This is a genomic window from Shewanella sp. AS16 (genome assembly GCF_021412365.1).
Taxonomy (GTDB): domain Bacteria; phylum Pseudomonadota; class Gammaproteobacteria; order Enterobacterales; family Shewanellaceae; genus Shewanella; species Shewanella salipaludis.
Window position 1 is genome coordinate 1 of the sequence record NZ_JAKCLK010000164.1, and the last position, 307, is coordinate 307.

Genomic DNA, 307 nt, shown 5'->3' on the forward strand with positions numbered 1-307 from the left:
GTCAGGAATGCAGCAGGCCTTGATCGCTAAAGGCGTACCAGCAAAAGTGATCTTCTGCGACTATGCCGGATTCTCAACGCTTGATTCGGTGGTGCGTGCCAAAAAGGTGTTTGGTGAAAACCATATCACCATTATCTCGCAAGAATTTCATAATCAACGCGCCATCTGGCTGGCAAAGCAATACGGCATCGACGCTATCGGTTTTAACGCGCCAGACCTCAATATGAAGCACGGTTTTTATACTCAACTGCGGGAGAAACTCGCTCGTGTCAGCGCGGTGATTGACGCAAAAATCCTCCATCGCCAG

General features: G+C 49.5%; 1 protein-coding gene. It reads left to right on the forward strand.

The annotated features are described in order from the left end of the window. A partial coding sequence (locus LZP73_RS19805) for a SanA/YdcF family protein (protein WP_234236621.1) occupies positions 1 to 307 on the forward strand: 307 nt, incomplete at both ends.